At 39.1% G+C, this 26733-nt stretch carries 23 protein-coding genes and 1 tRNA gene; 21 read left to right on the top strand and 3 right to left on the bottom strand.

All coding sequences use genetic code 11. The annotated features are described in order from the left end of the window. The first annotated feature begins 188 nt into the window (after nucleotides 1-188). The gene (locus BUC12_RS16190; protein ID WP_062183234.1) at nucleotides 189-503 is read left to right on the top strand and encodes a Bor/Iss family lipoprotein; all 315 of its coding nucleotides are present in this window, start codon (nucleotides 189-191) and stop codon (nucleotides 501-503) included. Nucleotides 504-717: 214 nt separating this feature from the next. Further along, nucleotides 718-2178, top strand: coding sequence for a tryptophanase (locus tag BUC12_RS16195; protein WP_062183231.1), 1461 nt, complete (start codon nucleotides 718-720; stop codon nucleotides 2176-2178). Between the two features lie 76 nt (nucleotides 2179-2254). Here the strand turns inward: BUC12_RS16195 and BUC12_RS16200 are convergent, their stop codons facing one another. Genes BUC12_RS16200 through lon form a run of 3 tightly spaced genes read right to left on the bottom strand, consistent with a single transcriptional unit; the run spans nucleotide 2255 to nucleotide 5793 of the window. After that, nucleotides 2255-2794, bottom strand: coding sequence for a DUF4251 domain-containing protein (locus BUC12_RS16200; RefSeq protein WP_062183228.1), 540 nt, complete (start codon nucleotides 2792-2794; stop codon nucleotides 2255-2257). A 60-nt stretch (nucleotides 2795-2854) separates the two neighbouring features. After that, nucleotides 2855-3307, bottom strand: a complete 453-nt coding sequence (locus tag BUC12_RS16205) for a GNAT family N-acetyltransferase (RefSeq protein ID WP_062183225.1) — start codon at nucleotides 3305-3307, stop codon at nucleotides 2855-2857. 14 nt (nucleotides 3308-3321) lie between these two features. After that, a complete protein-coding gene (gene lon, locus BUC12_RS16210) occupies nucleotides 3322-5793 on the bottom strand; it encodes an endopeptidase La (protein WP_062183222.1) in 2472 nt (823 codons plus the stop codon). Nucleotides 5794-5993: 200 nt separating this feature from the next. Here lon and BUC12_RS16215 point away from each other — a divergent pair, with 200 nt between their 5' ends. The 19 genes from BUC12_RS16215 (at nucleotide 5994) to BUC12_RS16305 (ending at nucleotide 26664) form a co-directional block, all read left to right on the top strand. Then, a complete protein-coding gene (locus BUC12_RS16215) occupies nucleotides 5994-6707 on the top strand; it encodes a tRNA1(Val) (adenine(37)-N6)-methyltransferase (RefSeq protein WP_062183219.1) in 714 nt (237 codons plus the stop codon). A gap of 46 nt (nucleotides 6708-6753) precedes the next feature. Further along, nucleotides 6754-7695 (top strand): hypothetical protein, encoded by a 942-nt coding sequence (locus BUC12_RS16220; RefSeq protein WP_062183215.1) that lies wholly within the window; start codon nucleotides 6754-6756, stop codon nucleotides 7693-7695. A gap of 168 nt (nucleotides 7696-7863) precedes the next feature. Further along, the gene (locus BUC12_RS16225; protein ID WP_062183212.1) at nucleotides 7864-8748 is read left to right on the top strand and encodes a carbohydrate kinase family protein; all 885 of its coding nucleotides are present in this window, start codon (nucleotides 7864-7866) and stop codon (nucleotides 8746-8748) included. Between the two features lie 217 nt (nucleotides 8749-8965). Then, complete coding sequence (locus BUC12_RS16230) at nucleotides 8966-9724, top strand: SDR family oxidoreductase (protein WP_062183209.1); 759 nt, start codon at nucleotides 8966-8968, stop codon at nucleotides 9722-9724. A 6-nt stretch (nucleotides 9725-9730) separates the two neighbouring features. Continuing rightward, on the top strand, nucleotides 9731-10171 hold the full coding sequence (locus BUC12_RS16235) for a hypothetical protein (protein WP_062183206.1): 441 nt from the start codon (nucleotides 9731-9733) through the stop codon (nucleotides 10169-10171). An 18-nt stretch (nucleotides 10172-10189) separates the two neighbouring features. Continuing rightward, on the top strand, nucleotides 10190-11716 hold the full coding sequence (locus BUC12_RS16240) for a bifunctional ADP-dependent NAD(P)H-hydrate dehydratase/NAD(P)H-hydrate epimerase (RefSeq protein ID WP_062183204.1): 1527 nt from the start codon (nucleotides 10190-10192) through the stop codon (nucleotides 11714-11716). Nucleotides 11717-11867: 151 nt separating this feature from the next. Beyond that, nucleotides 11868-11939, top strand: a tRNA-Glu gene (locus tag BUC12_RS16245). Nucleotides 11940-11980: 41 nt separating this feature from the next. Then, on the top strand, nucleotides 11981-12232 hold the full coding sequence (gene rpsT / locus BUC12_RS16250; protein WP_062183200.1) for a 30S ribosomal protein S20: 252 nt from the start codon (nucleotides 11981-11983) through the stop codon (nucleotides 12230-12232). A 70-nt stretch (nucleotides 12233-12302) separates the two neighbouring features. Continuing rightward, nucleotides 12303-12947: a hypothetical protein gene (locus BUC12_RS16255; RefSeq protein WP_062183197.1), complete on the top strand. Its 645-nt coding sequence runs from the start codon at nucleotides 12303-12305 to the stop codon at nucleotides 12945-12947. 320 nt (nucleotides 12948-13267) lie between these two features. Then, the gene (locus BUC12_RS16260) at nucleotides 13268-13480 is read left to right on the top strand and encodes a hypothetical protein (protein WP_062183194.1); all 213 of its coding nucleotides are present in this window, start codon (nucleotides 13268-13270) and stop codon (nucleotides 13478-13480) included. A 244-nt stretch (nucleotides 13481-13724) separates the two neighbouring features. Further along, nucleotides 13725-15683 carry a DNA topoisomerase (ATP-hydrolyzing) subunit B gene (gyrB, locus tag BUC12_RS16265; protein WP_062183192.1) on the top strand — a complete coding sequence of 653 codons (1959 nt, stop codon included), beginning with the start codon at nucleotides 13725-13727 and terminating at the stop codon, nucleotides 15681-15683. 184 nt (nucleotides 15684-15867) lie between these two features. Next, nucleotides 15868-16431 (top strand): YdeI/OmpD-associated family protein, encoded by a 564-nt coding sequence (locus BUC12_RS16270; protein ID WP_062183189.1) that lies wholly within the window; start codon nucleotides 15868-15870, stop codon nucleotides 16429-16431. 213 nt (nucleotides 16432-16644) lie between these two features. Beyond that, nucleotides 16645-17553 (top strand): S66 peptidase family protein, encoded by a 909-nt coding sequence (locus tag BUC12_RS16275; protein WP_062183186.1) that lies wholly within the window; start codon nucleotides 16645-16647, stop codon nucleotides 17551-17553. Next, complete coding sequence (locus BUC12_RS16280; RefSeq protein ID WP_062183183.1) at nucleotides 17553-19064, top strand: potassium/proton antiporter; 1512 nt, start codon at nucleotides 17553-17555, stop codon at nucleotides 19062-19064. Before BUC12_RS16275 ends, BUC12_RS16280 begins: the two co-directional genes overlap by 1 nt. Before the next feature lie 71 nt (nucleotides 19065-19135). Continuing rightward, a complete protein-coding gene (locus BUC12_RS16285; protein ID WP_062183178.1) occupies nucleotides 19136-20113 on the top strand; it encodes a M28 family peptidase in 978 nt (325 codons plus the stop codon). A gap of 3 nt (nucleotides 20114-20116) precedes the next feature. Beyond that, the gene (locus BUC12_RS16290) at nucleotides 20117-20560 is read left to right on the top strand and encodes a SufE family protein (RefSeq protein ID WP_062183175.1); all 444 of its coding nucleotides are present in this window, start codon (nucleotides 20117-20119) and stop codon (nucleotides 20558-20560) included. Between the two features lie 110 nt (nucleotides 20561-20670). Next, nucleotides 20671-23211: a S9 family peptidase gene (locus BUC12_RS16295; protein WP_062183172.1), complete on the top strand. Its 2541-nt coding sequence runs from the start codon at nucleotides 20671-20673 to the stop codon at nucleotides 23209-23211. 85 nt (nucleotides 23212-23296) lie between these two features. Next, nucleotides 23297-24607, top strand: a complete 1311-nt coding sequence (locus tag BUC12_RS16300; RefSeq protein WP_062183169.1) for a M16 family metallopeptidase — start codon at nucleotides 23297-23299, stop codon at nucleotides 24605-24607. Between the two features lie 11 nt (nucleotides 24608-24618). Continuing rightward, the gene (locus tag BUC12_RS16305; RefSeq protein ID WP_062183166.1) at nucleotides 24619-26664 is read left to right on the top strand and encodes a M16 family metallopeptidase; all 2046 of its coding nucleotides are present in this window, start codon (nucleotides 24619-24621) and stop codon (nucleotides 26662-26664) included. Nucleotides 26665-26733 lie beyond the last annotated feature (69 nt).

Consider the following 26733-nt stretch of genomic DNA (forward strand, 5'->3'; position numbering starts at 1 on the left):
AGTACATCTTTCCGGTAAAGGGTAGGTTGTCCGATTTTGCGATTTTTAGAAAACGGTACTTCTGCCGGATATTGGTATTTGGTCTCTATAATTAGTTGTTTGGTCTCAAAAGAAAATCAGGCAATGAATATCTCTCTTTATTTGTGGAAGTAAGATAAAAAATAATATTCACATAAAATGATACAGATATGAAAATGACTGGTTTTTTAGTAATCGCAATTGTTTCTTTACTCTTGATGACGTCTTGTTATACCTCCAGGGTAAACGTCGGTAATGCTACAGCCGAAACTTCGCGTATAAAGGTAAGTGAGACGAAAAATAAGTTCTTATTCTGGGGGCTGTTGCCGCTCGATAATGAGCAGAATGCAAAAGCATATGTAGGCGATAAAAAAGATTATATAACGGAAACATCGTGGTCGGTGTCTGATGGGTTGCTTAATTACATAACACTGGGAATATATAGTCCCACGACCACAACGTATTATGTGCCTTACGAAGAGTAAACAGGCAAAAGAGGATATCAAACTATTGATATCCTTTTTTGTCGATATATACTTGTGTCTCTTTTGATAATAAAAATGATTAAAGTTTCAAAATGAAACGAATATATGTATTTGATGTGTCGATTGTTATAAAATATCCGCTTTAGATTGCTTATTGAATTATTCTTTATATATTGCAATACTTAAATTTCAACAACATTTATAAACTAATACCATGTCAGAGAATTCTTCTAAAATTAAATTTCACAGCGGAGAGAATATTCCACTGGAATTGCATAAGGTGCGCGTTGTGCAAAAGCTTCATTTAGTGCCTATTGAACGCCGTCTTGAAGCCTTGTATGAAGCCGGATTTAATACATTCAGATTAGATACCAAAGACGTATTTCTGGATATGCTTACCGATAGTGGTACGAATGCTATGAGTGACAGGCAATTGGGGGCGATGATGATTGCCGACGATGCTTATGCCGGTTCGCAGAGTTTTGTTCGCTACCAGAAAGCTGTAGAAGAAGTTCTTGGTAAAAAATATTTACTACCTGTGCATCAGGGGCGCGCTGCCGAGAATATAATATCTAATGCCTATGTACGTAAAGGTAGTATTGTGCCGATGAATTATCATTTCACTACAGCGATGGCGCATATCACACAATATGGAGGTAAGATAGAAGAATTACTTTATGACGAAGCTTATGTGATTAACAGCAAGCACCCCTTCAAAGGAAATATGAACCTTGAGAAGTTGGAAGAATGTATCAATAAGCATGGTGCTGCCAATATTCCCTATATCCGTATGGAGGCTTCCACCAATCTTATCGGGGGACAGCCTTTCTCGATAGATAACTTAAGGAATGTACGCGCCATAGCTGATAAATATAAAATACGGTTGGTGCTTGATGCCAGTTTACTTGGCGAAAATGCCTGGCTGGTGAAACAGCGTGAAGAGGAATTCAAGAACAGTTCTATGGCGGAGATCATACTCACGATGACGGGGTTGGCCGATCTTGTCTATTTTTCTGCACGAAAGCTGAGTTCGTCCCGCGGCGGTGGTATCTGTACCAATGATTATGCTATAATGAAGGAATTGGAACCGCTTGTTCCGTTATTCGAAGGTTTTCTTACCTACGGTGGTATGTCGGTTCGCGAAATAGAGGCGATAGCTGTAGGGTTATATGAGACATTAGACGAAAGTATGATCTGTCAGAGTCCTCAGTTTATCGCATATCTGGTAAATTCATTAGAGAAAAAAGGTGTTCCGGTGGTAACTCCTCCCGGAGTACTAGGAGCTCATATGAATGCCATGGAGATATGTTCTCATATTTCGCAATTGGAATATCCGGCAGGAGCACTAGCGGCTGCTTTCTTCCTTATTTCAGGTGTGCGTGGAATGGAAAGAGGCTCTATATCTAACCAGCGTGATGAATACGGAAATGAGACGTATGCCGATATGGAACTCCTTCGTTTGGCTGTTCCGCGACGTGTATTCACTTTGTCGCAAATCAAATATGTGGAAGACCGTATGACATGGCTGTACGAGAACCGAAATTTGATAGGAGGGCTTAGGTTTGTATATGAACCTCCGGTGTTACGTTTCTTTATGGGAGGACTTGAGCCCGTTAATGACTGGCCACAGCGTTTGATGGCGAAATTCCGTGAAGATTTTGGCGATAGTCTTTAGTCTTGAAAAAATAAGAAATACGAAAACGGCATAGATTATTTTATCTATGCCGTTTTTATATGTTTCGAAATATTCCTTATAAGGATCTCCCTTTGAAAACAGAAGACTCTTCCGAAGGGTAGAGATAACCCGAGAAAGTTATATTCCGGCTACTGAAGTTTGAATTTACTGTAGCAGAGCATTGATTATTGCCATTATACATAGTAAAAGATACTTCAGCAGAGATACCTGTACCGAAAACGGACATAGAGAATGTTACGTTCCCTTTTTTGTCTATGCTTTTTTTGACATTCGAAATTCTGCCGTCTAATGTAATGCCTCCGATACCGTTCGGTCCCGAGTAAAAAGCACTGTTAAATGCGAGTTGTACGGTTGCCTTGTCGCCTTTTGCTGAAATAAAATTAGTGTTGGCATTCACATAGGTCGATTGTCCGTTTTTGAAAGTAATGCGATCAGCTTCGAGAACGAAGTCGAGGCTGTCGAGGGCTGTGACTGCTTTTTCGTAGGCCAATTGGTTTTCAAGCCTTTGCTGTATTGCTTTTTCCGAATTTTGTTGTGTTTTGCATCCCACACACAAAAATAAGGCTGATAGTAGTATTAGAGCTGTTGTTTTCATAATTATTTGTGTTTTTAATATTTTATAATTAATATATAAACAGTTCGATAAACATAATGTTTAGAGTCTTTTAGAGAAACAAATACTATCGGCATTATCCGCATATTGGCCGTAATTGGGAATGACCGTATATCCCGATTTTTTATAGACACTTATAGCTTCTACCATCTTTAGTCCGGTTTCGAGTATTGCTTGTCTAAATCCTTTTTCTTTAGCCCAAATCTCTATTTCGTGCAACATTTTTCCGGCTAAGCCTTTGCCTCTGTAACCGGGATTCAGAAACATCCGTTTTACTTCGGCTGTTGAGTCGTTGTATTGTTTGAAACAACAGCAACCAACGGCTACCGAACCGGCATAGGCTATAATTACGGTTTCGAGCCAATCTATTTTATTGTATACGTTATAACAAAATTGAGTATCCCCGTTGCGGATACTCAATTCTTTATCTAGTTCGGAAATTAATGACCTGAAATCATTATTTTCGCTATTTGTTCTTACTATTCTATAATCCATATAGGGGACAGATTTTATTTATCCGCTTCTTTTACGTGTAAGTCCAATGCGTTTTTAACCTTGTCTTTGAGCAACGCTATGTCCAGTACTTCTTTGATATCCGAGACATAATGAAATTTGAGCCCTTTAAGATATAATTCTTTAATTTCCTCAATATCTTTCATATTCTCTTTACACAGGATAATTTCTTTGATTCCGGCACGTTTAGCCGCGAGTATTTTTTCGCGGATACCTCCAACCGGAAGGACTTTTCCCCGTAAAGTGATTTCTCCGGTCATGGCTAGGTTCGCTTTAACTTTGCGTTGTGTAAAAGCGGAGGCCAAAGAAGTCACCATTGTTATACCTGCTGACGGACCGTCTTTCGGGATAGCTCCTTCGGGAACGTGTACGTGTACATTCCAGTTATCGATAACATCATCGTCGATTCCTAATATCTGATTATGTGAACGGATATACTCCATTGCAAGCATAGCAGACTCTTTCATTACATCGCCAAGGTTTCCGGTAAGAGTCAGTTTATTGCCTTTGCCCTTGCTTAGTGATGTTTCGATAAACAGGATTTCGCCGCCGACCGAAGTCCATGCCAGTCCTGTAACCACACCGGCATATTCGTTGCCCTGATACTCGTCTTTCGAAAAGCGTTCGGCTCCGAGGTATTCCTGAAGGTCTTTGATTTCGAGAACTTTGTTGTATTCCGATTTGGTTGCAACCTTCAAAGCCACTTTACGCATTATTTGCGCCAAAGTTTTATCTAATCCCCTGACTCCCGATTCGCGTGTGTAACTGTCGATAATCTTTTCGATGGTCTTTTTAGGGATATCTATCGCTTCTTTATCCAGACCATGATTTTCGAGTTGTTTCGGGATAAGGTGGCGGCGTGCTATCTCTACCTTTTCTTCCAGAATATAACCACTGATATCGATCAGCTCCATACGGTCGAGTAGGGGCTGCGATACATTAGATATATTATTGGCGGTAGCGATGAACAACACTTTCGACAGGTCGTAATCGATATTCAGATAGTTGTCGTGAAATGTCGAGTTTTGCTCCGGATCCAGTACTTCAAGTAATGCTGATGCCGGATCGCCACGGAAATCGTTGCCTATCTTATCTATTTCATCCAGAACGAACACAGGGTTAGATGATCCTGCTTTTTGCATGTTCTGGATAATACGTCCGGGCATAGCTCCGATATATGTTCTGCGGTGTCCCCTTATTTCCGATTCATCGTGTAATCCACCGAAAGATACCCTTACATATTTCCGGTTGAGAGCTTCTGCTACAGATTTACCTAAAGATGTTTTACCAACACCCGGAGGGCCATACAAACAAATGATAGGGGATTTGAGGTCACCTTTCAGTTTCAGTACAGCAAGATGCTCGATAATACGCTCTTTGACCTTTTCGAGACCGAAATGATCATGGTCGAGTACTTTTTGAGCATGCTTCAGGTTGAAATTGTCTTTTGTATACACATTCCATGGCAACTCTAAAATCGTTTGCAGATAAGTAATCTGAGTCGAATAGTCGGGTGACTGGGGATGTAGTCTTTCGAGTTTTTTTACCTCTTTATCTACAGCTTCAGCCACTTTGGCATCCCATTTTTTGAGTTTTATTTTTTCTTTAAGCTCATCTATATCGGCTTGTTGGGGATTGCCTCCCAATTCGTCCTGTATAGTACGTATCTGTTGTTGCAGAAAATATTCTTTTTGCTGCTGGTTCAACTCTTCGCGGGTCTTCATCTGGATGTTCATTTTCATCTCCAGCATCTGTGTCTCGCGGTTTAGAAGCATCAACAGGCGGTAAGCACGGTTTTTATCGTCATCGATATTTAATAAGTCCTGCTTTTCATGCCCTTGTACAGGTAGGTTTGTACAGCAATAATTTACCAAAAGAGGCGATTTTGAATTTTCATTCAATTTAGTGATCAACTCTTTGGGCGGATCGCCGTACATCCTTAGCATATGTATTGTAAGGTCTTTGATAGAGTCCAGTAATACTTCATACTCCTTGTCATCCGCTTCGGCAGGTATGTGTTCCTTAACTACATACTTGGCTTTCAGGTACGGATCGGTTTGGGTAATCCGATCCAGCCTGAACCGTTTTTTTCCCTGAAGGATTACTGTTACGTTCGGATCATTCGGTATTTCTATAATACGGATGATTTCGCCCAGAACACCTATATCATACAGGTCGCTCTGGTCGGGATCCTCTGTATTTGCGTCTTTTTGGCATACCAATCCTATGATACCCTTCTTACCCTGAAGGCTTTTCAATGCTTTCAAGGATTTTGTACGGGCTACAGTTATCGGGAGGTTAGTACCGGGAAATATGATTGTATTGCGAAGCGCAAGTACCGGAATTTCTTCTTTCAGATACTTCTCTTCTATATCGAAATCGAGATCCCCCAAGTCGTCTGTTACTATCGAGATTATAGGCTCGGAACTCCCGTCGTTAAATAAGTCTCTTTCTTTTCGGTCAAACATCTTTTTGAATTATATGTAATATATGTAAGGTTGAAATGCCTTCTGATCGTATAAATTGAAACGTCAATCGGCTATTTCCAAACAAGCAAAAATACAATAATATATTGTTACTTTTGCATTCTTTCTAAATACAAATATTATGCCATTCTCTTTCTGTTGATTTTGGCATACAGCAGATTTAAATTGAAAGATTACGATTTATGGCTAATTCATATTTCAGGTTTAAACAGTTTACAGTATATCAGGATAAGTGCGCAATGAAAGTTGGAACCGATGGTGTTCTGCTTGGCGGATGGGCGGATATTAATGATGCGCGTACAATACTCGATGTGGGAACAGGTACGGGGCTGATCGCCATGATGTTGTCCCAGAGAGCCCCTAATCCTGTTTCTGTTGATGCTATAGATATAGACATGGATGCAGTTTGTCAGGCAAAGGAGAATGTGCAACAGTCGGGTTTTTTCAATATAAAGTGTGAACATGCATCTTTGGCAGAATTTGTTGAAGAAACGGGAAAACGATATGATCTGATTGTATCTAATCCACCCTATTTTATATCGTCTCTTCATTCTCCGGATTCGAAAAGGACTGTTGCCCGGCATACAGATTCGTTACCTGTGGCTGATTTTATTCGTTTGTCAGTACAAATATTGTCTGATAATGGGCGTATTTCAATGATATTCCCTTTTTCGGAGAAAGAACTTTTACTGTCTCTGGCTGAAAAAGAGGGATTATCAGTTACCCGTATTACAAATGTAAGGCCTACGCCCGGGGCTTCCTATAAACGAGTGTTGCTGGAGTTGTCGAAATGTCCCGCAGCGAAACAAGAAAACGAATTACTTATTGAGGTTTCCCGGCATCAGTACTCACCGGAGTTTATGAGCCTGCTCAGCGACTTCTATCTGGCATTTTAGTAAATTTTCGTATCTTTATGGCGAATAAACAAACAATTGCATGTACATGAAGAAAGTTAAATTGACCTGTCTCCTGGTTTTAGGTTTATTATCGTTTACAGTTCAGGGACAGCAGAAAAACACTCCGGCAAAGTTAAATGCTTCAAAGATTATCCGGTTGAGCAACAGTGTTATCGATTTGAGCAATGATGCCAATCAGGCTCTTAGTAGTTACACCGACATGGTATCTGCGGCGGATGGCAATGTCAGTACTCTCAAGCGCAATAATGCTCTGAAGCCTACTTATCTGAATTATAAGATATACGAGCCCGATCAAAGAAAAAAAACAGAATATGATCAGGCGTCGAAGGCAGCTCCGGCTTTTGACGAAAAGACCGAACTCCTACAACTTATGTCTTTGGTGGATAGCCACATGGCGGATGTAGTAAGGAACAGCGAAGCTTTGAGTAGCTATTTTTACAAGCAGGAATACCAGTCTGACAACGACTTCTCTAAATACCCTGCTCTAAAAGATAGTACCGAGGCAAGTATAGCCCGTGCTATGGTAATATGGCGAAAAGCTTCGGCTTTGGCTGCTACTACCGGAGATAAAGCAGAATTATTACTATTGAAAGATAGTAAAATAGCGGAGTTTGTTATTCCGATGAAGTCCGATCTGATAACCCTACAGTCTGTATTTACAAAGGTTACAGATCTCGAAACAGATTTCCCGGCGCTTGAAACGGACGTAACGGCACTAAAAGCATCTATTGAAGTAAATAAAGATATTTCGAATAAGGATTTAAAAAAACTGTCGGACTTGTATTACAAAGATGCATATGAGACATTTTACCGTAAATGTGCAGAGGCGGCTGATTATTTGGCAAAACTGACAATATTATTAAAGCAAGGTTCGGATGACGAACAGCGTATGTCCGGTCTTTTCGGTTATGCCCGCGTTTCATACCGTAATGCGATAGAACAATATAATACATTTGTGAGTCAGTAATAATATCGTTCAGCCTAAAGTAATATTTATACATCAGGTTTGTCCGGAAGGGCAAACCTGATTCTTTTGTGAAACTTTTTTAATTCGTTGATGTTTAGTTCTTAAATAGGTGGTATTTTTTTACCTTTATAAGGTTATTGAGAAATTGGATTTTTTAGTATTAATATTATGAATAAGACAATCGTAGGATTAGGTGAAATCTTGTGGGATATATTTCCCGAGAGAAAAGTATTGGGAGGAGCCCCTGCTAATTTTGCATACCATATTTCGCAGTTTGGTTTGGATGGATATGCCGTAAGTGCAATAGGAAAAGACGATCTCGGAGCCGATCTGATCAAAAACCTCGAGTCAAAAGGTCTGGGCTATTTGATCGAAGAAACAGACTTTCCGACGGGAACAGTAGATGTAAAGGTTAACAGATGGGGAATACCCGAATACAAAATTCATCAGAACGTAGCGTGGGATAATATTCCTTTTATCGAGAAGACCAGAGAACTGGCTGCGAAAACGAGCGCGGTTAGTTTTGGTTCTTTAGCTCAGCGCAGTTCCGTATCACGCGATACTATCAGGCAGTTTTTACAGGCAATGCCTCAGGACAGCCTGAAAATATTCGACATAAACCTCCGTCAACAGTTTTATTCAAAAGAGGTGATACATGAGTCACTGGAAATGGCAAATGTGTTGAAAATAAACGATGAGGAAGTTGTCGTTCTTGCCGAAATGTACGGCTGGAAGGGATGGAACGAGCAGGATGTGTGTAAGGATATTCTGGCTCAATATAAATTAGATATAGTGATTCTGACTAAGGGGATTGATGGCAGTTTTGTTTTCACTAGAAAGGAAACATCTTATCAGGCCACGCCTAAGATGCATGTTGCGGATACTGTAGGTGCCGGAGATTCTTTTACGGCAGCTTTTGTTGCATCGTATCTGCATGGAGACCGGATAACCGAAGCGCATCAATTAGCAGTAGAAGTGTCGGCTTATGTTTGTACGCAACATGGGGCTATGCCTGTACTGCCCGATGCTTACCGCGAATTATTTAATCAGTAAATGAAAATCCGGGTTTTGTCAAAAAAACAACAAAGAATAAATCCTTTTTTTCGAATATTTGTTACTTTAGTTGGTTATTAGTGCTGATAAGCATTTAATCGTATGTATCTCGAGGCATAACTAACTAAAATATAGCTAACTGTTATTCTTTTTTACAAAACCAAACGAAAGGTCTGAGGACTAAAACTCTGATTAACGAATAGAATAAAATACATATATGAAAAAGATTGCATTGATAACCGGGGCTACTGCCGGTATAGGAAAGGCCACGGCCGAACGTTTAGCGAAAGAAGGGTTTAACCTGATAATAACCGGTCGCCGCCAGCGCGAACTGGACGAACTGCAAACCTCATTACAGGCGCAATATGGAATAGATATCTGGGCACTGTGTTTTGATGTAAGGAAATACGATGAGGTTGAAAAGAATCTCGGAAGCTTGCCACAACGTTGGAAAGATGTGGATGTGTTGGTCAATAATGCAGGACTGGCAGTCGGGCTTAATCCTATTCATACCGGGGTGGTCGATGATTGGGAAAGAATGATAGATACAAATATCAAAGGGTTGTTGTATGTAACGCGTACTATTGCCCCACGTATGGTTGAACGCAAATCGGGACACATAATCAATCTTGCGTCTATTGCTGGCAAAGAGGTGTATGCCAACGGGAACGTTTACTGTGCGACAAAGCATGCTGTAGATGCATTATCGAAAGGGATGCGTATCGATTTACTGCCTTATGGTATTAAAGTAACCCAGATTTGTCCGGGAGCCGTAGAAACCGAATTCTCGGTAGTTCGTTTCAAAGGTGATAAATCTCGTGCCGATCAGGTATATGCGGGTTTTGCTCCATTGGCTGCGGAGGATATAGCGGAAGCTATTTGCTTTGCAGTGTCAGCTCCGGATCATGTTAATATACAGGATATGCTGATAATGCCTAAAGCACAAGCTTCGGGTACGATTTTTCATAAAGAATAAAACGATATGAAGAAGCCGGTCTTAATCTTTTTGTTTATTATGATTTTATCCAATGCTTTTGGGCAAGATATGCTGCATGGCAGGTGGATAATAAGTGATGTGATCGGAGTCTCGGACAAAATGAAATTTACAGATAAAGAATTGAGTTATAGTATGTATGACGACAGGTTAAATAAAGACCAACAATTTATCGGTAATATTGCTTATTTTAACTCCGGCGACCAGTCTTTCGAAACGTTCCATACATCATTTTGTGGCTTCGGCTATTTTCCATCTTCTTACGGAAAGTATAAAATTATTGATGGTGGGTATGTAGAACTGACATTGGATTCGATCGTAATCCACGGATATAAGAAACCTAAGAAAATAAAGAAATTCAGATCGTTGGGTCTTTATAGAATAACACGTTCGGAAAAAGAAATACACTTATCGAAAGTGCTAAAATAAACAGTAATATCTGGTTTTATGTTGAAAATTCTCAATTCGCAGCAAATAAAGATATTAGATAAATGTACAATAGAACATGATAATATCAAATCGATCGATCTGATGGAAAGAGCCGCTTTGGCTCTTTTCGAGTCTTTATGCGGATATTTATCAGAAGACGACCCTATGATTATCTTTGCAGGAACAGGCAATAATGGAGGGGATGCTTTGGCTCTGGCTCGTATGTTATCCGGCAAGAGTTTTTCGGTAGAAGTGTATTTGATTAATCCCGAAGCAGTTTTATCTCCCGATTGTGCAGCGAATAAAGAATGTTTCGAACGCCTGCTGTATCTTAATGAAATAAAAGAAACAAAAGATATTCCGTTTATCCCTTCCGGAAGTATAGTTGTAGACGGAATATTCGGGTCGGGTCTGAATAGGCCTTTGTCGGGTTTGCACCTTGATGTCGTAAAACGTATTAATGCATCGGCAAGTAAGGTTTATTCGATAGATATGCCGTCCGGTTTGTTTATGGAAGATAATTCGGCGAATAATCCAGATGGAATTATCCAGGCGGATATTGTCTTTACCTTTCAGTTGCCTAAGTTATCGTTGTTATTGCCCGAAAACGGGCGATTCTGCTCAAAGATAAAAATACTGGATATCGGTTTGAACAAGGCCTGTATGGCGGAAGAGAAAACCGATTATTTTTATACGGAATGCTGTGATGCCGCTTCGTTGATAAAAAAGCGGGAAACATTTTCTCACAAGGGTAGTTTTGGGCACGCATTATTGTTTGCCGGATCTTATGGTAAGATGGGAGCTGCTGTATTGGCTGCAAAATCATGCCTTAGAGCTGGAGTCGGGTTATTGACTATGCATATACCCCGTTGTGGGGTTGATATTCTGCAAGTGGCTGTTCCCGAAGCAATGGTCGATGCAGATCAGGAGAAAGAATATATTAGTAGAGCAGGGGAAGTGGCCGATAAAAAGACTATCGGTATAGGTCCCGGAATAGGAATGCATTCCGATACCAGCAAGCTGTTGGCTATTTTATTACAGTATTCGACAAAGCCGGTGGTAATTGATGCTGATGCCCTTAATCTGATAGCTCAGGATGAGCAATTGATGAGTAATATACCTCATGGTAGTATTCTGACTCCCCATCCCGTAGAATTCGAACGGCTTGTTGGTAAGAGGTGTGTAACAGGGTATGAACGTCTTCAGGAGGCTCGCCATTTTGCACAGGAATATTCGGTATACATTGTGTTGAAGGGAGCGTATACAGCTATTGTAACTCCGGAAAGAAAAGTGTATTTTAATTCAACCGGAAATCCGGGTATGTCAACCGGAGGTAGCGGCGATGTATTGACGGGTATACTTACTTCGTTACTGGCTCAGGGATATTCGTCGTTAGATAGTGCTGTTTTGGGCGTATATTTGCATGGTTTAGCCGCCGATTTGGCGGTTCTGCGGTTGTCGCAATATAGTTTGTTGCCTTCCGATATTATCGACTATCTGGGCAAAGCCTACCGCTATCTCGAAAAATGTCGAAAAAGTGAATGAAAATATTCCATTGATAGCTAATTTATTAACTTTGCCGAGCGAAAATATTTCAAAAAAAATGCACGGAATATTTGCGGAAAACAAAATAACACTTACCTTTGCATCCGCAATCAAGAGATACAGCTACTGAAAAAGAGAGCATATCGCAGATGGCCCATTCGTCTATCGGTTAGGACGCAAGATTTTCATTCTTGAAAGAGGGGTTCGACTCCCCTATGGGCTACAAATAATAAAATATAAAAAATATAAAGATTAGTCGTCATTATGGCAAATCATAAATCAGCAATAAAGAGAATCAGACAAGCAGATGCAAAACGCTTGAGAAATAGATATGTAGCTAAAACTACTCGTAATTCGGTTAAAAAGCTTCGTGCTATTACTGATAAAGAGGAAGCTAGAAAGCTATATCCTTCAGTAGCATCTATGTTAGACAGATTAGCTAAAAAGAATGTTATTCATAAGAATAAAGCAGCTAATTTGAAATCTAAGCTTGCTCATCACGTAAATTCTTTGTAAGAATAGACTGTTCAAAATATTATATATAGAGCCGGACTAAAAGTTCGGCTCTTTTCTTTATTTCTATCTGATGGGTAAGACGCTTATAATTTCTTTTCTTTTTGTTGTGGTGTGTCTTATTGGTTTTAATGGGTATGCGGAAGGGGCTTTTCGTCTTTATGCTGAACCGGCAGAGAATAGAATTGTGTTAGGTGATGTTTTATCGGATGTTAAGCAATATGCTGCTGTAGACTCTTCGCGGTTTTATTTGATTCAGGGGGATTCTGAAGGAGCGGTTGATTTAGTTATTGGTCGGTTCTTGAATGATGGAAACGTCTATGCCGTAGATGTCTCTGTACCGGATAGTATAGTTTCTTTTTATCGGTTTGATGCCGGTAATGGCTGGATTCCGGTTGGGAGCGAAAAGATTTTAGCCCCATATTTTATGGAATTAGAAGATATGGATGGTGACGGAGTTCCGGAAGTTTTACTTTCTTCTGCGCCTAATATGAATGGAAACAGATGGATTAATATTTTCCGGTATTCTGTTGAAAGAGAAGTAATGTACTTGGCTGGTCAGATAACTACGGACTATAAGGTGTGCAAAGATAAGAAAACAATAGAAGTGGAGTATGAGGGAAGTAGTTACATGCCTCAGGTAAAATCGTTGTACAGATGGCTTGATGAGAATCTCGTGTTGGAAAATGAAGTTATCGGAAATATATCGGATGAATAACGGATGGTTGTTTTCTAATTCTGTCTATTTGATGTTAATTTAAGTTTTTTGTATAAAAAAGATACTTTTTGGTCTTTCTTTTTAAATGACGGTATAATATATTTTTTTGAAAAACTGATTTTACTAAGTTAAATTTATAGCGTGTTTAATATTTTTGGCTATTTGTAACTTCTTTGATTAATGGGATTTAAACAGGATTAAAGATATTTAATTCAAACGCAGAAATGATTGAAAATTGAAAATCTGCACTACATTTGTCTCGTCATCAAGTGGTGACAAAAAGCTAACTAAATAGATAAATTTAATTTGATTCTCAAATTATGAAAAAAGTAGTTCTTTCTATGTTAATGTGCAGCGCATTATTAGCATCTTCAGCAGCAATGGCTCAAACCAAACCAGCATCTACACCAAAAGCTAAAACAGAAGCTAAAGCTGAGGCAAAACCCGCTAAGTCGGAAAAGAAATCATGTACTACTACTAAATCAGAAGAACCTAAAAAGGCCACTAGTGCATCATCAGCAAAGGCGAAATGATACAATAAGAGACTTTGATTAAAAGTTCGCACTAATTACCATCCGGTAGTTAGTGTTTTTTTTGTTTTATATTCATTGTTACAGTGCGAATTAAAGGCTGATAAAATCGATAAATTCAGGGTAAAGACTATATGCCTTTATGCTTGTATATCTGGGTAATTTTTTGTATATTTGTTGGCTTTTGCGAAGTAATCCGGATGTTTTCGAAGGATGTTTCGCTTGAGTTTATGTTAAATGGTAAAAAATGACTGATAAAGAAAAAAATCTAGCCAGTAATTCGTATTCAGCGGATAATATTCAGGTATTAGAAGGACTCGAAGCTGTAAGAAAAAGACCTGCCATGTATATTGGCGATATAGGCGAAAAAGGTTTACATCATTTGGTTTATGAAGTAGTTGATAACTCTATAGATGAGGCTTTGGCAGGGTTCTGCTCTGATATCAGGGTTTCTATCAATGAAGACAACTCTATTACTGTTTGGGATAATGGGCGGGGGATTCCGGTCGATTTCCACGAAAAAGAACAGAAGTCTGCACTTGAAGTTGTATTGACAGTTTTACATGCCGGAGGTAAATTTGATAAGGGTACTTATAAAGTTTCCGGAGGACTTCACGGGGTAGGGGTGTCTTGTGTGAACGCTTTATCCTCTTATTTGCGTGCCGAGGTTCGCCGTCAGGGTAAGTTGTATATGCAGGAGTTCTCATGCGGTAAACCACTACATGATATCGAAGTGCTTGGCGATGCAACTGATTCGGGTACAACAATCATTTTTAAACCTGATGAAAGTATTTTCATTACAACCGAATATAAATACGATACATTAGCGACCCGTTTGCGTGAGTTGGCGTTTTTGAATGCCGGAGTACGTTTGTCGTTGACAGACCTACGTCATAAGAAAGACGATGGTTCGTTCAGGTCGGAAGTTTTCTATTCGGAAAAAGGGCTTGAAGAGTTTGTTAGATATATCGATTCTTCGAAAGAAGCTTTGATAGATGATGTTATACACATTGTAACCGAAAAACAGGGAATTCCTGTTGAGGTGGCTATGACATATAATACTTCATATAACGAAAATATCTTTTCGTATGTGAATAATATTCATACAATTGAAGGTGGTACACACCTTACAGGTTTCCGTCGTGGATTGTCGCGTACTTTGAAAAAGTATGCTGATGATATGAAGATGCTTGAAAAAGTAAAAATCGAAATTAGCGGCGATGACTTCCGCGAAGGCCTTACTGCTGTAGTTTCGATCAAAGTGGCAGAGCCTCAATTTGAAGGGCAAACTAAGACCAAATTAGGTAATAATGAGGTTATGGGTGCTGTGGATCAGGCTGTAGGGGAGGCTTTGGGATATTATCTTGAAGAACATCCTAAGGAGGCTAAGATTATTGTCGAGAAAGTAATATTAGCAGCAACAGCCCGTTATGCAGCCCGTAAAGCCCGCGAAATGGTGCAACGTAAATCTCCGCTTTCAGGTGGAGGATTACCGGGTAAACTTGCCGACTGTTCGAGCAAAGATGCTGCAATGTGTGAGATATTCCTTGTCGAAGGGGACTCTGCGGGTGGAACTGCTAAACAAGGTCGTGACCGTGGATTTCAGGCTATTCTGCCATTGCGTGGTAAGATATTGAATGTTGAGAAAGCTATGCCTCACAAAGTGTTGGAAAGCGAAGAAATAAAGAATATATATACAGCTTTGGGTGTTTTTATCGGTACTGAAGAAGACAGTAAAGAGTTGAATATAGAAAAGCTTCGTTACCATAAAGTTGTGATCATGACCGATGCCGATGTCGATGGTAGTCACATTGCTACACTTATCCTTACATTCTTCTTCCGCCATATGCGTCCTCTTATCGAACGGGGATATGTATATATAGCCACACCACCTCTTTACTTGTGTAAGAAAGGTAAGTTTGAAGAATATTGCTGGGACGACAGACAACGTCAGGCATTCATTGATAAGTACGGAGAAGGTAACGAAAATGCAATTCATACCCAACGTTACAAAGGTTTGGGAGAGATGAACGCGTCTCAGTTATGGGATACAACAATGAATCCGGAACACCGCACATTACGTCAGGTAACCATAGATAATGCTGCTGAGGCCGATCATATTTTCTCTATGTTGATGGGTGAGGAAGTTGCCCCACGCCGTGAATTTATTGAAGACAATGCAACTTATGCGAAAATTGATGCATAAAAATTTCTAAATTATAGTATATTGCAGGGGATACCAATCGGTATCTCCTGTTTTTTTATGTTGGTTAAGTATATGTGTCCTACATAGCAGAAGCGATACTATTGCTTCTGTGAAAGCGACCTGTTACAATTTACTTAAAGCAAATTATTAAGTTACCGTCTTATCAAATTGCATTGCGATAGTTATGTCGATAGAAATAAAATATTTTGAAAACAGAAAAGATTGGCGAAAATGGCTGATTGATAACTTTGAGACTGCCAATGAAATTTGGTTTGTGTTTCCCATGAAATCTTCGGGCAAAAAAAGCATTACATACAACGATGCTGTTGAAGAAGCCCTTTGTTTCGAGTGGATCGATAGCACGATAAAGTCGCTTGACAAAGAACATGAAATTCAACGTTTCACGCCTAGAAAGACTAAAAGCACATACTCGCAAGCCAACAAAGAAAGGCTTCGGTGGTTGTTGGAGAATAAAATGATACACCCCAAGTGTGAAGATAAAATACAAAATGTTTTATCTGATCCTTTTATTTTTCCAAATGATATAATTGATAGATTGAAAGAAGATAAAATAGTATGGGAAAACTATCAATATTTCTCTGACGCGTATAAACGTATCCGGATTGCATACATTGAAGCAGCAAGGAAACGGCCGGAAGAATTTGAAAAGCGATTAACCAACTTTATCAATAAAACGAAAGAGAATAAAATAATAAGAGGATTTGGTGGAATTGAAAAATACTATTAATTACAATAATGGCCCCGACTTAACTAGTGTTTTGTCTGTAAGTGAGCAGGGAAGAAGGGAAGCCTCTTATAGATAAAACGACAATAGGCGTCACTTGTATCATTTAATACCTGTTACCTCTTATAATTTACAAACCGAATAAAAAAAGCGAATATTTTTATATCGGCTCTTTTTGCTATTTAGTATCTTTGTTTGAACGAATATTTGATTCAAATGAAAGGTTATATTCACCCTCCTTTATTAAAAAAGAACGATAAGGTTATTATAATTTCTCCTTCGGGTAGTGTAGATTCTGCTTTTATAGATGGAGCCCGGATGCTTTTAGAAGATTGGGGTTTAGATGTAATAGTGTCCCGGTGTGCACGTGGTCAATATGGACGTTTTTGTGGCACAATAGAGGAACGTATTTTTGATTTACAGAGTGCAATGGATGATCCCGATATAAAGCTGATATTCTGTTCGCGTGGAGGTTATGGTATCGTTCAATTGCTGGAACATCTTGATTTTGCGGAAATAAAGAAATATCCTAAATGGCTTGTAGGCTACAGTGATATAACAGCCCTTCACCTGGCATTTATGCAAAATGGTATTGCATCGATACATGCGCCGATGGCACGTCATTTAACAGAAGAAGGGAATGATATTGCTACCGGATATTTAAAGGATATCTTGTTTTCGGGGTTTAATGAATATGAAGTTAATGTGCATCCTCTAAATAGATTGGGTGTTACCGAAGGATATTTATGGGGTGGTAACTTGGCTGTGTTTGCAGGATTGACGGGTACTTCTTATACCCGGATCCCGGATAAGGGTATTTTGTTTATCGAAGATATCGGAGAAAGCGCATACAAGATAGACCGGATGATGTGGCAATTGAAATTGTCGGGTATATTATCCGGATTATCCGGATTGATTATCGGTCAATTTGCCGATTGTGATGAAGATCCGTCAATGTACTTACCTATATATGAATCTATCAGAGAAATGGTTGCCGAATATAATTATCCGGTAGTTTTCGATTTTCCTGTAGGGCATGTTAAAGCTAATTATCCTTTGGTATATTCAGAAAAAATAGTGTTGGATGTACAGGATAATAAAGTTGTATTAAAACATAAGAACTGATGACAGAAACATTTTTACTTGTATTATCGATACTATTCTTTATCAGTATATTGGCCGGTAGGATCGGTGGACGTTTGGGGATTCCGGCATTGGTATTGTTTATAGCTGTAGGTATGGCATTCGGCTCGGATGGTATTGGAATTGCATTCAATAACTTATATCTGGCAGAAGCTATTGGTACGGTTTCTTTATGTGTTATCCTGTTCTCAGGGGGATTAAATACAAAGTTTGCAGAGATTAAACCGGTTATAGGCCAGAGTATGTTACTAGCTACTATGGGGGTTATTCTTACAGCTGCTTTTACCGGTTTTTTTGCATGGTGGTTGTGCGGAGAACTTGTACCTGCTTTAGGATTTTCACTTATCAGTGCTTTTTTGCTTGCATCGGTAATGTCTTCGACAGACTCGGCTGCTGTGTTCGCTATATTAGGCTCCAAGAATGTAAAACTGAAGCACAATCTCCGTTCTACACTTGAGTGTGAGAGCGGTAGCAATGATCCTATGGCTTATATGCTTACAATCACGTTGATAAGCCTTATAAAAGCAGGAGGAGAACCTAATGTGCTGATGATTGTATTTTCAATAGTTTCTCAGATAATAATAGGTGCTCTGGCAGGATACTTTATTGCGAAGTTTGCGGTGAAAATGCTGAACAGGATTAAGATTGAGAACGATGTATATTACCCGATTATTGTACTGACGTTTTGTATCTTTATATTTTCTTTTACCCACTTCATAAAAGGAAACGGATTTCTTGCCATATATATAGGTGGATTGGTGATTGGAAACTCGCGCTTCGTAACCAAGCGCACTACATTTAAGCTGTTCGATGCAATATCGTGGTTAAGTCAGATTGCTATGTTCTTGATGTTAGGGCTGTTGGTCGAACCTCACGAGTTGTTTCCGGTTGCTGTTCCGGCTTTAGTTATAGGATTGTTTATGATTTTCGTAGCCCGTCCGTTGAGTGTGTTTATTAGTTTAACACCGTTTAGTAAAGTAACTTTTAAAGATAAGATATTTATTTCGTGGGTTGGGCTACGCGGTGCAGTACCTATTATTTTTGCTATCTATCCTTTGACTGCAGGTATTCCTCATGCCCGTTTTATATTTAATATTGTATTCTTTATAACTTTGATATCCATATTGTTACAAGGTACCTTCTTGACTAAGGTGGCTAAGTGGCTCGATTTGTTAGCCCCATCGAGGGCACGTCGCCGTTTAGATGATTTCGATGTCGATCTGGCCGAAGATATTGGCTCAATTTCGACAGAGATAGTCGTAACAGATTATGCTCTAAGAAATGGTAATGCTTTAATGAATATGCCTTTACCGGATGATGCGTTAGTCGTTTTAGTAAAACGGGATGATAAATATTTTATACCGAAAGGTAAGACTGAATTAAATGTCGGTGACAAGCTTTTGGTAATGATGAACAATGAAGATACTTTGACCGAAACTTACGAAAATATGGGATTGGCAGGAATTAACCCCAATAATAAGCCCTTAAAATAAAGAGAATAGAATTTCATTGCATATATTTGCATTTAGTAATAATAATAGAGTTTTTATAGAAATAAGAAAGGATGACTATTAAAAATATTTCGTTGCTTGCTTGTGTCTTTGGGCTGATTGCTTGCTCATGCGGGCAGAAAACAACAACTAACACAGCCGTTACAGAGCAAAGATATGAAAAGGTTTCACCCGATTTTAATGCCGACAGTGCCTATCATTTTGTAGATACGCAGGTTGCTTTTGGACCCCGTGTTCCTAATACGAGCCAGCACGTCGCTTGCGGCGATTATCTTGTCTCCGAATTGAAGCGTTTTGGTGCTGCTGTAATAGAGCAACGTGCCGATCTGAAAGCGTTTGATGGTACTGTTTTACGTTCACGAAACATTATAGGTACATTCAATGCCGAAAACCCAAACCGCATTTTGTTATTTGCACACTGGGATTCACGCCCGTTTTCGGATAATGATCCGGATGTAGGTAAACATAGCCAACCTGTACTTGGAGCCAATGATGGCGCTAGCGGAGTAGGGGTATTATTAGAAATAGCCCGTACTATTCAGATTAAGTCTCCGGATTTAGGAGTTGATATTATATTTTTTGACGCGGAAGATTACGGTGAGCACGAATCTTCTCAAGGATGGTGTCTCGGATCAGAATATTGGTCTAGAAATCCTCATGTTCCCGGATATAAAGCCCGCTTTGGTATTTTGTTGGATATGGTAGGTGCACCTGATGCTACTTTCTATAAGGAAGCTATATCGCGGCAGTATGCAAGAAATGTAGTTGAAAAGGTTTGGAGCACAGCCCGTAATCTGGGATATGGAAAATATTTTGTAGACAGAGACGGTGGTGGTATAACTGACGATCATGTACCTGTAAATCAGATTCTGCGTATTCCGAGTATAGATATTATTCATAATGATATGAATACCGAATCGGGATTCGGATGGTATTGGCATACCACAAAAGATGATATGAACAGTATTAGTAAAGAAACACTGAAAGCTGTAGGGCAAACAGTGTTGGAAGTTGTGTATAAAGAAAAATAAGTAATGGAAAAACAGTTGAATTTGCCAAGCGTCAATGATATACAAGATGAAATAATTGAAGAATTTTCGGTCTTTGACGATTGGATGGATAAATATGCTCTTCTCATAGAGTTGGGAAACTCATTGGAACCGTTAGATGAAAAATATAGAATAGAGTCGAATCTGATTCAAGGATGCCAGAGCCGTGTATGGGTTCAAGCAGACTATGTAGATGGGCGCATCTATTTTAAGGCAGAGAGTGATGCGGTTATAGTAAAAGGAATCATAGCATTGCTGATAAAAGTGCTGTCGAACCGTACTCCTGACGAAATAATAGATGCAGACCTTTATTTTGTGGAACGTATCGGTCTGAATGAACATTTGTCTCCGACCCGTTCCAATGGTTTGGTATCTATGATTAAGCAAATACGTTTTTATGCTATGGCTTATAAAGCAAAAAATGGCTGAACCTGAGAAAATAATAGTTTTAATATGATATAAATTAGCAGGGATTTTAGATAGGAGTCTTCTGCTAATTCTTTTTTCAGAAATGTAATAAACGGTATAATTCGATAATTATGGCAAAGCTAAAAGTAATCCTTATTGTCTGTTTTCTGATGACAGTATCATTAGTAACGGCACAGACAACTCTAAGACAGATATATTCTACCGGTCGAAGCTATGATGTCCAGAATCCTGTGATGCTAGACTCAATAAATATTAAGGGTAAAAAGTTTGAGAATAAAGACCTTTTGGAGACTTTTATATCTTCTCATGATCAGGCTGCTTATACCGAATTATTGAAGGCTGACCTTTCGGGCTATATAACATTGTCGAAAGCTCAGCGAGGAGCACGGTTTCATCTTTTATCATTTCAACTGAATGTCGATAAATATGCAAAGACAGTTGTGCGGATATCGGCTCCCAGCATGTTCGAAGCTTATATCAATGGGGTTAAAGAAGCATCTAAAACTACTATCGAAGATACACTGACATCTTCTAAGACTACAAAGCTAACATTCCCTACCCAGCCCGGTTCGTATCTGATTGAGGTTAAATATATGAGCCTTGCGACAAATAAAAGTCCTGAAGGAATAAAGATCACTGTAGAAGCAGAAGAGAAAAATGCGTTGGTGAACTATTCGTTTGGCACAAGTAATAAGCGTAATGTTACCATAAAAGACATATTGGAGGGAACACGTATAACAGCAACATCTGTTTCTCCTAATGGACAGTATGTTTTACTCGAATATTCTACGGTAAAGAATGATGGTAAGTCATTCGTTTCCAAAGAGTTGCTTTCTTTTAAAAATGGAAGGAAAATAGCTCTGGATAGCAGTAAGAAATATCAGTGGTTACCCCTTTCTAATAAGCTGTATTATACTGCTTCTGTAACTGGTTCTACTGATTTGTATACACTAGAACCGGAGTCGTTGGTAGAACAATTATTGGCTAAAGATATCCCGTCCGGGGATTTCCGTTTTTCGTATGACGAAAAGTTTTTGCTGTTTACAGACAGTGAGGCTCCTGATGCTAAGAAGGGTGATCTGATACTACTTACTACTCCGGAGGACAGACAACCAAATTCTGATACTAAATACTTTATATCCCGGTATGACTTAGCTTCGGGGATTAAGCAACGTTTGACTTTCGGTAAAAATTCTGCCCGGATTAACGATGTGAGCAGGGATTCCCGTTATTTATTATTCTCTACATCTAATTATACACCAACAGTCCGTCCGTTTTTTTCTAATTCATTATATAGGATGGATTTACAGACAATGGTAGTAGATACAATCTGGTCGGACCGGTATTTTGTAAGTTCAGCTACATTTTCTCCTGATGGAAGAAGTCTCCTGATCGAAGGTTCAGGCGAGGCTTTTGATAATATAGGGAAAGAAGTAAAAGATGGTCAGATACCTAATAGTTATAACGGCTTGGCATTTATTATGGATCTTGCTACCAAAAGTGTTGAACCTATAACCAAAGCATTTAGCCCTAGCGTAGATTATACTGTATGGAACCATGTGGATGGGATGATTTATATGGGTGTGACGGAAAAAGACTATCAGTCGGTGTATCGGTATAATACCAAAGATAAGCAGTTTAAGAAATTACCTTTGATCGAAGATGTGATAAAATCGATTTCCTTTTCGGACGGAAGTACTTCTGCTGTTTATTTCGGTCTGAGTGCGTCTAATTCAACGCGTGCATACAGCCTTGATTTGAAATCAGATAAAGCTTCTTTAATCTCTGATCCATTTGAAGAAAGGTTGAGCCGCCTGAATCTGGCTAAAGTTGAAGATTGGAGCTTTATGGCTTCTGACGGAACGAATATAGATGGACGGTATTATTTGCCACCTAACTTTGATCCGGCAAAAAAATATCCTTTGATAGTTTACTATTATGGGGGAACAATGCCTACCCCAAGAACATTTGATGCACCTTATCCTTCGCATGTATATGCAGCGATGGGATATGTGGTGTATGTGCTTCAACCCAGTGGAACAACCGGTTATGGACAGGAATTTGCTGCCCGCCATGTAAACGCATGGGGAACCCGTACCGCAGATGATATTATAGAAGGAACTAAAAAGTTTGTGCAGGAACATTCGTTTATTAATGATAAAAAGATAGGATGTATCGGAGCGTCTTATGGCGGTTTTATGACTATGTATCTTCAAACCCGTACCGATATTTTTGCAGCAGCAGTATCTCATGCCGGAATCAGTGCATTATCCAGTTATTGGGGCGAAGGTTATTGGGGATACACATATAGTTCGGGTGCCAGTGCCGGAAGTTATCCGTGGAATAACAGGGATATGTATATAAATCAAAGCCCTTTATTCAGTGCCGACAAAATGAATACTCCATTATTGTTGCTTCATGGTATGGAGGACACAAATGTACCTATTGGAGAAAGTATCCAGATGTTCACAGCTTTGAAGATATTGGGAAAACCTGTCGAATTTATTCAGGTAAAAGGTGAAAACCATGGAATACGTGATTATAAAAGGCGTATTGAATGGAATTATTCGATTTATGCATGGTTTGCAAAGTGGTTACAGGACGATCCTGTCTGGTGGAACAGCTTGTATCCCGAAAGTGCAGCGGAATAAATAATAGATGGAAGAATATACCTCCTGATGTGATTTTATTGGGTAATTGTTGACTAATTTAAAAAATTATAGTAAAACTTTACATATGAAGAAAATCTTTAGTGTTTTAGGACTGTTGTTCATCTCGGGTGCTGTAGCTGTAGCTCAGCATATCGATTACGATGAATACACATTGGATAATGGTTTGCATGTTATCCTCCAGCAAGATAATTCGGCTCCGGTGGTTACTACTGCGGTAATGTATCATGTGGGTGCCAAAGATGAGAATCCCGAGAGAACTGGATTCGCCCATTTTTTCGAACATCTTTTATTCGAAGGAACCGAGAATATTGCCCGTGGGCAATGGGATAAGATAATGGCAGCAAACGGAGGTACTGGTAACGCCAATACTACAGATGACCGTACATATTATTATGAAACATTTCCTTCTAACAATCTAGAGCTGGCTTTGTGGATGGAATCAGAGCGGATGTTTCACCCTGTTATTAATCAGATAGGTGTTGATACTCAGCGTGAAGTTGTGAAAGAAGAAAAACGTGCACGTATGGACAATGCTCCTTACGGTCGTTTGTGGGAGGTTATAAAGAGTAACCTTTTTACCAAGCATCCATATCGTTGGGCTCCTATAGGTTCGATGGAACATTTGAACGCTGCTACATTGGATGAATTCAAAGAGTTTTTCAAAAACTTTTATATGCCCAGTAATGCGGTATTGGTTATAGCCGGTGATTTTGATAAGGAGCAGACCAAAAAGTGGGTGAATGAGTATTTTGGAAGTATCCCCAGTATTTCCAGACCGGAAAAGACTAAATATGTAGAAGATCCGATTACTACACAAATAAACGCTACGGCGGAAGATCCTAATATTCAGTTGCCGATGTTATTGAATGCTTACCGTACACCTTCGATGAAAGAACGTGATGCGAGAGTATTGGATATGATTTCGTCCATACTTAGCGATGGAAAAAGTTCACGGCTTTATAAGCGGTTAGTCGATAAAGATAAGCTGGCTCTGGAAGCTGCTTCATTTAATTTGAGCGAAGAAGATTATAGTGCATATATAATCTATGCAATCCCGATGACAGGTAAAACTTTGGCGGAAGTACAAACTGTTATAGATGAAGAGATAGCAAAAGTATGTACCGAACTTATATCGGAAAGAGAATTTCAAAAGATACAAAATCAATATGAAAATTCCGCAGTGAGTCAGAATGCAACGTCAGAGGGTATTGCTCATAACTTAGCATCGTATTACTTGTTGTATGGAGATACTAAGCTGATAAATACCGAAATAGATATTTATCGGTCTATTACGAGAGAAGAAATAAGATCCGTGGCTCAAAAATACCTGCAGCCTAATCAAAGGGTGGTTATAGATTATGTTCCTCAAAAATAAATGAAATAAATATGAAAAGAATAATATATATAGCTTTAGCCTTTGTATTAACAAGTTCGTTACAGGCTCAAGTAGACAGATCAGTACAGCCTAAACCGGGACCGGCACCTGTTGTAAATATTGGTAAACCGCAAGAATTCGAACTTCCTAACGGACTGAAAGTCCTGGTGGTCGAAAATCATAAACTGCCTCGTGTTACATTTACTCTGGCATTGGATAATAAGCCTAATGTCGAAGGTGATATAAAAGGTGTAGATGACCTGACTAGTTCTATGATGGGAAATGGAACTTCGGCGATCAGTAAAGACGATTTCAATGAGCAATTGGACTTCTATGGATCTTCGGTACGCTTCAGTGTCAATAATATAGGAGGAAGCAGTTTGTCTAAATATTTCCCTCAGACATTATCATTGGCAGCAAAGGGAGCTCTTGATCCTTTATTTACTCAGGAAGAGTTAGATAGCGAGAGGGCTAAACTTTTAGATGCGTTGAAAGCCGATGAAAAAAGTACAAAAGCGATAGCTAACAGGGTTCGCAGTGTTCTTATTTATGGTAAAAATCATCCCAGTGGAGAATACTTGTCTGAAGAATCTATCAATAAAGTAACACTGGATAATATTAAAAGCTATTATAAAACCTATTTTGTACCCGAAAAAGCTTATTTGGTAATCGTAGGAGATATTACTTTTGCTGATGCGAAAAAGCTGGTGACAGAAAGTTTTTCGTCATGGGCTAAGGCTCCGTCTCCGGTATCGCAATATACCGAGCCCGTGAATCTGGTGAAAACAGAAATTGATTTTGTTGATGTGCCGAATGCTGTGCAATCCGAAATATCGGTTAATAATGTAGTTAACCTGAAAATGACCGATCCTGACTATTTTGCTGCTATGCTTGCTAATTATATATTGGGAGGAAGTAGTGATAGTTATTTGTTTATGAATCTTCGTGAAGGGCATGGATGGACTTACGGTTCATATTCTAATCTGTCCGGAGGAAAATATACTTCTGATTTCAGGGCATACGCAGCTGTCCGTAATGCAGTGACAGATAGCGCTGTTGTTGAGATGCTTAATGAAGTGAAACGTATCAGAACAGAAGTTCCTACAGAAGATGCATTGAGGTTAGCTAAAGCTAAATTCATAGGGTCTTTTGTAATGAATGCCGAGAAACCTCAAACTATAGCGAGCTTTGCTTTAAGAGAAAAAACTCAATCTCTTCCTGCTGATTTCTATGAAAACTATATAAAAAATATAGAGGCTGTAACTCTGGAACAGGTTCAGGCAGCTGCTCGCAAGCATGTGACAAATGAGGCGGCCAGAATTGTTATTGCAGGGAAGGCTTCGGACGTATTACCCGGTTTAGAAAAGATAGGTCTGCCTATAAACTATTTCGATAAATACGGAAATCCTGTAGAAAAACCTCAGGCTAAAGAAGTTTCGGCAGATGTTTCAGTTAAAAGTATTTTAGAAAAATACATTAAGGCTATCGGTGGAGAAGTAGTTCTGAAAGAGATAAAATCGTTGATGGTCACATCTAAAGCTCAGATACAAGGTCAGGAACTGACATTAGTGAAAAAAGAAACGGCAGACGGAAAGTCATCTCAAAATATAACAATGATGGGCATGACTGTTTTGAAATCGGTATATGATGGTAAGACCGGGTATGCAGAAATCCAAGGACAGCGCAAAGATATGACAGAAGACGATCTGGCGGAATTAAAATACTCAGCGGTTTTTCCTGAACTATTAATGACTAATTCGAATTCTATACAATTGGCCGGTATAGAATCTATCAATAATTCGGATGCATATAAACTGGTTGACGGAGATATCTCGTTCTACTATGATGTGAATACAGGACTGAAAGTTGCTGAAGCTGTAAAAAAAGAAGTGTCTGAAGGGCAGTCGATCGACCAGATTGGATATTACAGTGACTACCGTGAAATATCGGGAGTGAAGATTCCTTACAAATCTACATTAAATGTAGGAGTAGAAGTAGAACTGAATGTTGTCGATATTAAGATTAACGAAGGTGTATCTGATGCAGATTTTCAGTAAAACCCTTTGAATATCGAATTACATATAAGATAAAATTAAGGTAAAAAAGATTTGTGCTATATTTATAGC

The sequence above is a fragment of the Indolivaga macrotermitis genome, from assembly GCF_900128985.1.
GTDB lineage: Bacteria > Bacteroidota > Bacteroidia > Bacteroidales > Dysgonomonadaceae > Dysgonomonas_A > Dysgonomonas_A macrotermitis.

Bases quoted from the DNA above. Each gene is read 5' to 3' on its own strand.
- BUC12_RS16190 (WP_062183234.1), top strand. From the start codon at position 189: ATGAAAATGACTGGTTTTTTAGTAATCGCAATTGTTTCTTTACTCTTG.
- BUC12_RS16195 (WP_062183231.1), top strand. From the start codon at position 718: ATGTCAGAGAATTCTTCTAAAATTAAATTTCACAGCGGAGAGAATATT.
- BUC12_RS16200 (WP_062183228.1), bottom strand. From the start codon at position 2,794: ATGAAAACAACAGCTCTAATACTACTATCAGCCTTATTTTTGTGTGTG.
- BUC12_RS16205 (WP_062183225.1), bottom strand. From the start codon at position 3,307: ATGGATTATAGAATAGTAAGAACAAATAGCGAAAATAATGATTTCAGG.
- lon (WP_062183222.1), bottom strand. From the start codon at position 5,793: ATGTTTGACCGAAAAGAAAGAGACTTATTTAACGACGGGAGTTCCGAG.
- BUC12_RS16215 (WP_062183219.1), top strand. From the start codon at position 5,994: ATGGCTAATTCATATTTCAGGTTTAAACAGTTTACAGTATATCAGGAT.
- BUC12_RS16220 (WP_062183215.1), top strand. From the start codon at position 6,754: ATGAAGAAAGTTAAATTGACCTGTCTCCTGGTTTTAGGTTTATTATCG.
- BUC12_RS16225 (WP_062183212.1), top strand. From the start codon at position 7,864: ATGAATAAGACAATCGTAGGATTAGGTGAAATCTTGTGGGATATATTT.
- BUC12_RS16230 (WP_062183209.1), top strand. From the start codon at position 8,966: ATGAAAAAGATTGCATTGATAACCGGGGCTACTGCCGGTATAGGAAAG.
- BUC12_RS16235 (WP_062183206.1), top strand. From the start codon at position 9,731: ATGAAGAAGCCGGTCTTAATCTTTTTGTTTATTATGATTTTATCCAAT.
- BUC12_RS16240 (WP_062183204.1), top strand. From the start codon at position 10,190: ATGTTGAAAATTCTCAATTCGCAGCAAATAAAGATATTAGATAAATGT.
- rpsT (WP_062183200.1), top strand. From the start codon at position 11,981: ATGGCAAATCATAAATCAGCAATAAAGAGAATCAGACAAGCAGATGCA.
- BUC12_RS16255 (WP_062183197.1), top strand. From the start codon at position 12,303: ATGGGTAAGACGCTTATAATTTCTTTTCTTTTTGTTGTGGTGTGTCTT.
- BUC12_RS16260 (WP_062183194.1), top strand. From the start codon at position 13,268: ATGAAAAAAGTAGTTCTTTCTATGTTAATGTGCAGCGCATTATTAGCA.
- gyrB (WP_062183192.1), top strand. From the start codon at position 13,725: ATGACTGATAAAGAAAAAAATCTAGCCAGTAATTCGTATTCAGCGGAT.
- BUC12_RS16270 (WP_062183189.1), top strand. From the start codon at position 15,868: ATGTCGATAGAAATAAAATATTTTGAAAACAGAAAAGATTGGCGAAAA.
- BUC12_RS16275 (WP_062183186.1), top strand. From the start codon at position 16,645: ATGAAAGGTTATATTCACCCTCCTTTATTAAAAAAGAACGATAAGGTT.
- BUC12_RS16280 (WP_062183183.1), top strand. From the start codon at position 17,553: ATGACAGAAACATTTTTACTTGTATTATCGATACTATTCTTTATCAGT.
- BUC12_RS16285 (WP_062183178.1), top strand. From the start codon at position 19,136: ATGACTATTAAAAATATTTCGTTGCTTGCTTGTGTCTTTGGGCTGATT.
- BUC12_RS16290 (WP_062183175.1), top strand. From the start codon at position 20,117: ATGGAAAAACAGTTGAATTTGCCAAGCGTCAATGATATACAAGATGAA.
- BUC12_RS16295 (WP_062183172.1), top strand. From the start codon at position 20,671: ATGGCAAAGCTAAAAGTAATCCTTATTGTCTGTTTTCTGATGACAGTA.
- BUC12_RS16300 (WP_062183169.1), top strand. From the start codon at position 23,297: ATGAAGAAAATCTTTAGTGTTTTAGGACTGTTGTTCATCTCGGGTGCT.
- BUC12_RS16305 (WP_062183166.1), top strand. From the start codon at position 24,619: ATGAAAAGAATAATATATATAGCTTTAGCCTTTGTATTAACAAGTTCG.